8 protein-coding genes are annotated in these 8,275 nt (G+C 37.6%); 5 read left to right on the top strand and 3 right to left on the bottom strand.

The window, feature by feature from the left end; genetic code table 11:
* Positions 1-146: 146 nt before the first annotated feature.
* Genes AACU98_RS12080 through AACU98_RS12070 form a run of 3 tightly spaced genes read left to right on the top strand, consistent with a single transcriptional unit; the run spans position 147 to position 2,939 of the window.
* Positions 147-410 (top strand): hypothetical protein, encoded by a 264-nt coding sequence (locus AACU98_RS12080; protein ID WP_004246263.1) that lies wholly within the window; start codon positions 147-149, stop codon positions 408-410.
* Positions 411-456: 46 nt separating this feature from the next.
* On the top strand, positions 457-1,749 hold the full coding sequence (locus AACU98_RS12075) for a dTDP-4-dehydrorhamnose 3,5-epimerase family protein (RefSeq protein WP_161734777.1): 1,293 nt from the start codon (positions 457-459) through the stop codon (positions 1,747-1,749).
* An 8-nt stretch (positions 1,750-1,757) separates the two neighbouring features.
* Positions 1,758-2,939 carry an MFS transporter gene (locus tag AACU98_RS12070; RefSeq protein WP_036970682.1) on the top strand — a complete coding sequence of 394 codons (1,182 nt, stop codon included), beginning with the start codon at positions 1,758-1,760 and terminating at the stop codon, positions 2,937-2,939.
* Between the two features lie 88 nt (positions 2,940-3,027).
* Here AACU98_RS12070 and ppa read toward each other — a convergent pair whose 3' ends face one another.
* Both ppa and fbp read right to left on the bottom strand, forming a co-directional pair.
* Positions 3,028-3,555: an inorganic diphosphatase gene (ppa, locus tag AACU98_RS12065; protein WP_004246260.1), complete on the bottom strand. Its 528-nt coding sequence runs from the start codon at positions 3,553-3,555 to the stop codon at positions 3,028-3,030.
* A gap of 199 nt (positions 3,556-3,754) precedes the next feature.
* Positions 3,755-4,762, bottom strand: coding sequence for a class 1 fructose-bisphosphatase (gene fbp, locus AACU98_RS12060; protein ID WP_004249610.1), 1,008 nt, complete (start codon positions 4,760-4,762; stop codon positions 3,755-3,757).
* A 165-nt stretch (positions 4,763-4,927) separates the two neighbouring features.
* Here fbp and mpl point away from each other — a divergent pair, with 165 nt between their 5' ends.
* Positions 4,928-6,307, top strand: coding sequence for a UDP-N-acetylmuramate:L-alanyl-gamma-D-glutamyl-meso-diaminopimelate ligase (gene mpl / locus AACU98_RS12055; protein ID WP_004246258.1), 1,380 nt, complete (start codon positions 4,928-4,930; stop codon positions 6,305-6,307).
* A gap of 68 nt (positions 6,308-6,375) precedes the next feature.
* Here mpl and argR read toward each other — a convergent pair whose 3' ends face one another.
* Positions 6,376-6,846: a transcriptional regulator ArgR gene (gene argR / locus AACU98_RS12050; protein ID WP_004246257.1), complete on the bottom strand. Its 471-nt coding sequence runs from the start codon at positions 6,844-6,846 to the stop codon at positions 6,376-6,378.
* A 450-nt stretch (positions 6,847-7,296) separates the two neighbouring features.
* On the opposite strand from argR, the gene mdh reads away from it, so the two are divergent.
* Positions 7,297-8,235, top strand: a complete 939-nt coding sequence (gene mdh / locus AACU98_RS12045; RefSeq protein WP_004246256.1) for a malate dehydrogenase — start codon at positions 7,297-7,299, stop codon at positions 8,233-8,235.
* The last annotated feature ends 40 nt before the right edge of the window (positions 8,236-8,275 follow it).

Raw genomic sequence — 8,275 nt, 5'->3', positions numbered from 1 at the left:
TTATTACTTCGTTTTTTATCTAAATTGATATGAAAATAATTAATGGTAGAGCTGATTGACAGAAAAATAACTTCAGTGTTAAAACAGTTTTGCTTAAGAAGGAAAGAGATAACGACTTATTATTAAATAGCGAAATAAGGTAATTTATGGACAAATTAAACGATATTACTCAACTTTATAATAATCCACCAAAAGATGTAAAACATAATATAGTCAATCATCGTTTTACGGATATGATGCTACAAACTAAAACTGTTGCAACAGAAGCATTAGATAAATTAGCTTATCTTGCAGGTATTAAAAATGCACCTGCTGATGATAAGTATTTAAAATTAAACACCACTAGCTTAGATGCGTTACTAAAAAGTGCGAAGTCACTTGGTTATGATATCGAAGTCGTCAGTCTTTAATCAATAAGCAGCCGTAAGGCTGCTTTTTAAATGAAAGGAGGCAATAGTGAATAAGGATATTAATGAACTTAATAAAGATATTAATATTGTCGGATTACATTGGATTAAACGCTGGCGAGTGAATAATGGAAAATATCAGTCTTATGTTATTCCTTTCGCAACAACCTATCCTATTAATATTGTTTATCACGGTAAAAACGAATTTAAATATGGGCAGTATGGCATTCATCTTGGCCAGCAAGATACACTCACCTTTTTAGGTGATAAAAAACAAAAGATACTGGCTAAATTTATTGATTGTCGTAAAAACTCACCGACATTTAAATCAGAATTAAGTTTGGAGATAACCCCATCATCCGCAAGAACACTTATTATTCCCCCAGGAGTTGCTCATACTTTTTCCCATCTAGAAAATGTTTTTACCTTAAATAGCTACTCTCTTTTTTTACCTACTATCGAGCAATTAGCAAGTGAAACATTAAATTGGTCACCTAATAATGATGTGATAAATCTGCCGGAAGATATCGATATTAATGAGATTGAAGGCTATGAGCCGATGACAGAAGAAGCTTCGGCGCTGGTCTACTATCGAGTTGCTGAGATACAACAGCAGTGGTTAAGCCAACATCGATTTTTACACTCTGAAACTCGTAAAATTCGCTTAGATAATGGCGATGAAATTAATGTAAGGTTGCGAGAGAAAATTGCCGATGTTCAAAAACAATCATTACCTACATCCACTATTTTAGGTGTTGAATTTCGTGAAATGGCGACCCTGCATACGGGCAAAGAGAGTGGCATTGTCCCATTAACGCGACAATCCCCTATGTATCTAGTTGAACATGGTCAGGAGGCTTATGATTTCGACTCTTATGGATTACATTTAGGGCAAGAAGATCATTTAACTTTTTTAGGAGATACCTCGGGTAAAATCACTATTAAGCTGGTGGATATGCGTGAAGATTCGCCTACGCTATTTTATGAAGATGAAATGGTTTTTGATCCGGCACCCAATATTGAATTAGTGATCCCCTGTGGTGTTGCCCATGCCTTATTTAATATGGCGAATATCATTACTGTCAATCGACCTGTTATCTATTTGGACGAAGAAAAAGAATATATTCCGGGTCATGATGTGATTGATTGGAAAATCGCTAATAAAAATTATCAAGCTTATCGTGTTAATAAAATAGCAGCAGATTTAACCTATTATCAATTTCTTGTTTCTAAACAACAAGCGTTAATGAAACATAAGCCCACCCATCATACCCCAAAATCGATTATTGTTTATGATGAAAATAATCAGCCTATTAAAGTATTAATTAAAGAAAAGGTGTAACCTCTATTATGCGTATTGTCTTTTTCTATATGCTTTTTTTGGTATTAAGTGCAGATGGTCTAATGGTTTTTTTGACACCTGTTATTGTTTATCAATTAACAACAAGCATTGAATATGCGGGATTGACATACGCTTTATGGTGGTTACCACGTATTTTTTTAATACCGCTTATTGGTCAATATATTGATGGTCTAGGTGTCCGTCCTGTTTCTGTTATTTCCGATAGCTGTAAAATAATCGGTTGTTTATTTTTATTAATAGTAGATTTTTCCTCTGATTTAGTTATTGCAATTAGTTTTGGATTAGTGGGTAGCTTAATTTCTATTGGTAATTCACAGACACTGATTTCATATGAAAAAATTATTGCCTTGATGAGTCGCCATAAAGAACATCATATTAATATAATGTCTCGAATGGATTTTTTGGGCATGATCATCGGCCCATTAATCGGCATGTTATTTATTGATTATGGTTACCATTATTTACTGATTATTCCCTGTCTATTTTATTTCATTAACGCCGTGTTCTTTTTGTTCTTTTACCTAGTACCAAAACAGCGCCAATCTGCCACTCAGTTACATAGCCTAACAGAGACATTACAGGTGACGAAAAGGATAGTGGTGATTTTTACGTCTCCTATTTTGGTTTTTTCTATTTTAATTGCTATCGGCAATAATATGTTTGATGGATTAATTGAGTCGAGTGGGGCGGCGTTGATCGACCAATCGATGAATTTACCCATTAAATATTATGGCTTTATTGATATTTCTGCGGGGATCTGTGGCGTGATAGGAACTTATTTATATGGTTATCTAACCCATTATTTAAATCGAAAATTATTAATGTCTCTATCAATTTGTATCATCACAATAAGTTCTTTTCTATTGGTTATTTTTCAACATGATATCACGGCTTTTATTCTCTTTTATGCCCTATCCATTATTGGTAAGGTTTTTTCAGGGAATATTTTACGGATGTTAAGGATAGAAATTATTCCTGTGACACAATTAGCCAGCATTTCCTCACTGATTATATTGTTTAATCAACTGATTTTGCCTATTGTTGGGGGATTGCTCTTTTTCTCTACAGGGAATATTTCGACAGTATATATATTGATGATAATCGCTATGGCGATCACCTTGGTGAGTGGCGTAATGCTTATTATGCGGTTAAACCATAAAAAGAGATAATCATAAAATAAGCCCACATTTGAAGTGGGCTTATTTTGGCTAAGCAACCAATGGATTACTTAGCAACGCTAATTCTAATGACACAGAATTATTTTTTTGCGCGTTCAAAAGAAGACAGAATTTCAGCTTTAGCCGCTTCTACGCCTTCCCAACCATCAACTTTTACCCATTTACCAGATTCTAAATCTTTGTAATGTTCGAAGAAGTGTTTGATTTGAGCTTTTAATAATTCAGGTAGATCGTTCACATCTTTAATGTGATCGTATTCTTTACTTAGTTTGGTGTGTGGTACTGCAACCAGTTTTGCATCTTCACCTGATTCATCAGTCATTTTCAGTACGCCAACAGGACGGCAACGAATGACTGAACCTGGTTGCAATGGGTATGGAGTTGGAACCAGAACGTCTACTGGATCACCATCTAAAGATAATGTGTTGTTGATGTAACCGTAGTTGCATGGGTAGAACATCGCTGTTGACATAAAACGGTCAACGAACAGTGCACCACTTTCTTTATCAACTTCGTATTTGATTGGATCAGCATTGGCTGGAATTTCAATAACAACATAGATATCTTCTGGTAGTTCTTTACCAGCAGGAACATGATTCAGGCTCATAAAAAATTTCCTATGAAAAATTAATTTGACGTGGCTCGTAGTATAGCGAAAAGTTTTTAACAATACCCGTTTTTTGCCGTACAGGTTGCCTTTTGAGGTAAAAATAAGCAACAAATACACGAATTAGCTATTTTGAGAGATGAAAAAACCGGACGTGTTAATTAAGCCCGGTTTAACTATATCCTGACAAAAAGAAAATTTATTCTTCGTCTGGATATTGAGCCATAAATGCTTCTGCTTGTTCGACCATCGCTTTAGTACCCACAAAGAATGGCATGCGTTGGTGCAACTCTGTTGGTTTGATATCTAAAATACGATCTTTACCATTACTGGCTTTACCACCCGCTTGTTCCGCGAGGAATGCCATTGGGTTGCATTCATAAAGTAAGCGTAATTTACCATTTGGATGACTTGCCGTACTTGGGTAAATATAAATCCCCCCTTTGAGCAAGTTACGATGGAAATCCGCAACTAAAGAGCCAATATAGCGAGTTGTATAAGGACGGTTAGTCGCTGCATCCTGCTCTTGGCAATACTTGATGTATTTTTTTACCCCTAATGGGAATTTAATGTAGTTACCTTCATTGATTGAATACATATTTCCGGTAGGCGGAAAATGAACACTTTCGTGAGATAAACAGAAAACCCCTAAAGAAGGATCGTAAGTAAAGGCATGTACACCACAACCGGTAGTGTAAACCAACATAGTAGATGAGCCATAAACGACATAACCCGCAGCAACTTGGCGATTACCGGGTTGCAGGAAATCATCTAGTGTCACTGGTTGGCCAATAGGCGTAATACGGTGGTAAATAGAGAAAATAGTACCAACGGAAACGTTTACATCGATATTAGAAGAACCATCCAATGGATCCATTAATACCACATACTTGGCATTTTCCGCACGATCACCTTCAAAGATAACGATATCGTCTTCTTCTTCCGAACCGATCCCCGCAACTTCACCACGAGCTTTAAGTGCTGCTTTTAGTTTCTCATTCGCGTAAAGATCCAGTTTCATCTGGGCTTCACCTTGAACATTAGAAACACCGTTAGTGCCAAGAATATCGACTAACCCAGCTTTATTAATATCACGGTGAATAATTTTAGCCCCAAGCTTAATGGCTGACAGTAATGCCGTTAATTCGCCAGTTGCATGGGGAAAATCTTGTTGTTTCTCGACGATAAATTCGCCTAATGTTTTCATGACGTGGGTCCTGAATGTGAATGGATAAAATATAAAAAGGAAAAAAGTTTCCTTATTAGTGGCAAGTTTATCCAAAGAATCGCATGATTCAAAGGTTAATCCGTTTCTAATCTGCTTTTTGATGGTTAGAATAGTGACCAACTTCATGCTATTGGAAAGAAATTCATGCACATTCATATTCTTGGTATTTGTGGCACCTTTATGGGAAGTCTTGCCATCTTAGCTCGAGCGAAAGGGCATAAAGTAACTGGCTCTGATGCAAATGTTTATCCTCCAATGAGCACATTATTGGAAAATCAAGGCATTGAGCTAATCGAAGGTTATGATCCACAACAATTAGAACCTGCTCCTGACATGGTGATTATTGGCAATGCGATGACTCGAGGGAATCCTTGTGTTGAAGCGGTACTTGAAAAAGGATTGCCTTACACATCAGGGCCACAATGGTTACATGACTATATTTTGCCTGAGCGTTGGGTTTTGGCCGTTGCGGGTACCCATGGTAAAACGACTACGGCAGGTATGCTGGCTTGGATTTTAGAAGATTGTGGTTATCAACCTGGTTTTTTAATTGGTGGTGTGCCGGGTAACTTTCAAGTTTCAGCACAATTGGGGGAAAGCCCGTTTTTTGTTATTGAAGCTGATGAGTATGACAGTGCTTTCTTTGATAAACGTTCTAAATTTGTTCATTACTCGCCACGTACGCTTATCTTAAATAATCTGGAATTCGATCACGCGGATATTTTTGATGATTTAACGGCGATTCAAAAACAGTTTCATCATTTAGTCCGTATTGTGCCGGGCAGTGGCAAAATTATCATGCCTGATAACGATCTGAACTTAAAACAGACCATTGGTATGGGATGTTGGAGTGAGGAAGAGTACACCGGTGAGACGGGTGATTGGCAGGCGAAAAAGATCAGTAATGACAGTAGCCACTTTGCAGTGTTCCATAAAGGTGAGCAAGTCGGTGAGGTTTGTTGGGGACTTTCGGGTGAACACAATATGCAAAATGGCTTAATGGCCATTGTGGCAGCTCACCACGTTGGTGTATTACCGGTAGATGCATGCGCAGCACTCAATAAATTTATTAACGCCCGTCGTCGTTTAGAGTTACGGGGTGAAGTAAATCAAGTGAGTGTTTATGATGACTTTGCCCATCATCCTACGGCGATTTTAGCAACCCTTGAAGCGCTACGTAGTAAAGTTGGCGGAACAGCACGTATTATTGCGGTATTAGAACCTCGCTCTAATACGATGAAGATGGGGATCAGTAAAGATGATATCGCCCCGGCATTGGGACGTGCTGATGAAGTTTTCTTATTTCAGCCACCTAACATTCAATGGTTAGTCAGTGATATTGCCGAGAAGTGTGTACAGCCTGCTCGTTGGAGCACGGATATTGATACATTAGTGGAGATGGTTGCTAAAGAAGCTAAACCGGGTGATCATATTTTGATCATGAGCAATGGTGGCTTTGGTGGTATACATGAAAAACTCCTGGCGAAATTAGCCACACCAAAATCATCTGTGGATCAATATTAATTTAAATAAGTAAGCCACTGAAATTTCAGTGGCTTACTGTTTATGACCTATTTTCCTGAAGTCGCTATTTATAATTCCTGATCAAATAGGTTTAAAATCGCATCTCGTAGTTCTTCTGTTGAGAATCCTGGCGCGGGTGTAGAAAAAATAGTGTCATCACCAGCGATACTTCCGAGGATCCCTTCTGCTTTACCTAAAGAATCTAATAAGCGTGCAATAAGCTGTGCGGCACCGGGGCTGGTTCTAATAACCACTACTGAGTGGTTATGGTCAATATCAAGTACCAAATTTTTCAATGGGCTACTTGCTGTAGGTACACCAAGTTCTGTTGGCAGGCAGTAAACCATCTCCATTTTGGCATTACGCGTTCTTACTGCGCCAAATTTTGTTAGCATACGAGAGATTTTAGACTGGTTAATATTATCAAAACCAGCTTCTTGTAATGCAGTTACAATCTCGCCTTGTGAACTGAATTTTTCTTCTTTCAGCAGGGCTTTAAATGCTTTAACCAAGTCTTCTTGCTTAGAAGGAGTGCGCATAGTTCACCTTTAGTGAGTTATCAATAACTCGCACATTATGCAGAGAAGTGAATTTTTATGCAACATTAGCTCCGTTAATCTTGTTTCTCTTCTTGGTTGATGTGTGTTTTTGTGTGTTAACTCAAAAAAGTTTTATTTCTCGATATTGAATGCGATAATCTTGATTAGGTAAATAATTTGTTAACTAAATGATAATCTTAAATGATTATGCAATATGAGATAGCGCGTTTAGCACTTAGCGATATTTATTGGAATTATTTCTCAAAAGAGTGCCCGCTATCTCATTAACAGATAAGCAATTTGTTTAGAATAACCGAAGTATTATTTTTTACTACAAATGCCTTATTATGCAATATAGCTGTTAAATAATTGTTTTCTTTACTAGGTGTGTTGCGTAATAGTGAGTATATCAAAGGCGTTCCACTATCTCGTAAACTAAGGAGTATCAGAATGAAAGTAGCAGTTCTCGGTGCAGCGGGTGGTATTGGTCAGGCACTGGCACTTCTTCTTAAAAATCAGCTTCCAGCTGGTAGTGAACTCTCTTTATATGATATCGCTCCGGTTACACCGGGTGTTGCAGCGGACTTAAGTCATATACCTACTCAAGTAAGGGTAAAAGGTTTTGCTGGCGAAGATCCTTCTCCTGCATTAAAAGATGCAGATGTTGTTTTAATTTCTGCCGGTGTTGCCCGTAAACCGGGTATGGATCGCTCTGATCTTTTCAATGTAAATGCAGGGATCGTGCGTAATCTTATTGAAAAAGTTGCACAAAACTGCCCTAAGGCGCTTATTGGTATCATTACTAATCCAGTCAATACTACGGTTGCTATCGCTGCTGAAGTACTGAAAAAAGCCGGTGTTTATGATAAAAAACGCCTATTTGGTGTGACAACACTAGATATTATCCGTGCGAATACTTTTGTTGCTGAATTAAAAGGCAAAGATCCACAAACAACGAATGTTCCGGTCATTGGTGGACACTCAGGTGTCACTATTCTTCCTTTGCTATCTCAAGTAGCCGGTGTGTCATTTACTGATGAAGAAGTTGCTGCATTAACAAAACGTATTCAAAATGCGGGGACTGAGGTTGTTGAAGCTAAAGCAGGTGGCGGATCAGCCACATTATCAATGGGACAAGCAGCTGCGCGCTTTGGTCTTTCATTGATCCGTGCTTTAAATGGCGAAAAAGATGTTATTGAATGCACCTATACCGAAGGCGATGGTGAACATGCCCGTTTCTTTGCACAACCTGTTCGTTTAGGTAAGAATGGTGTTGAAGAATATCTACCAATCGGTCAATTAAGTGATTTTGAAAAACAATCTCTTAATGGCATGTTGGATGTATTGAAAAAAGATATAATTCTTGGCGAAGAATTTATTAATAAATAAAAAATAACTTTTTTGCTTTAAAATAATGTAAATTTAAATA

The sequence above is a fragment of the Proteus sp. G4380 genome (assembly GCF_963885725.1).
In the GTDB taxonomy this organism is placed as follows: domain Bacteria; phylum Pseudomonadota; class Gammaproteobacteria; order Enterobacterales; family Enterobacteriaceae; genus Proteus; species Proteus mirabilis.
The sequence above is the reverse complement of the archived record's forward strand: the minus strand, read 5'-3'. Positions and strand labels throughout refer to the sequence as shown.

Bases quoted from the DNA above. Each gene is read 5' to 3' on its own strand.
- AACU98_RS12080 (WP_004246263.1), top strand. From the start codon at position 147: ATGGACAAATTAAACGATATTACTCAACTTTATAATAATCCACCAAAA.
- AACU98_RS12070 (WP_036970682.1), top strand. From the start codon at position 1,758: ATGCGTATTGTCTTTTTCTATATGCTTTTTTTGGTATTAAGTGCAGAT.
- ppa (WP_004246260.1), bottom strand. From the start codon at position 3,555: ATGAGCCTGAATCATGTTCCTGCTGGTAAAGAACTACCAGAAGATATC.
- fbp (WP_004249610.1), bottom strand. From the start codon at position 4,762: ATGAAAACATTAGGCGAATTTATCGTCGAGAAACAACAAGATTTTCCC.
- mpl (WP_004246258.1), top strand. From the start codon at position 4,928: ATGCACATTCATATTCTTGGTATTTGTGGCACCTTTATGGGAAGTCTT.
- argR (WP_004246257.1), bottom strand. From the start codon at position 6,846: ATGCGCACTCCTTCTAAGCAAGAAGACTTGGTTAAAGCATTTAAAGCC.
- mdh (WP_004246256.1), top strand. From the start codon at position 7,297: ATGAAAGTAGCAGTTCTCGGTGCAGCGGGTGGTATTGGTCAGGCACTG.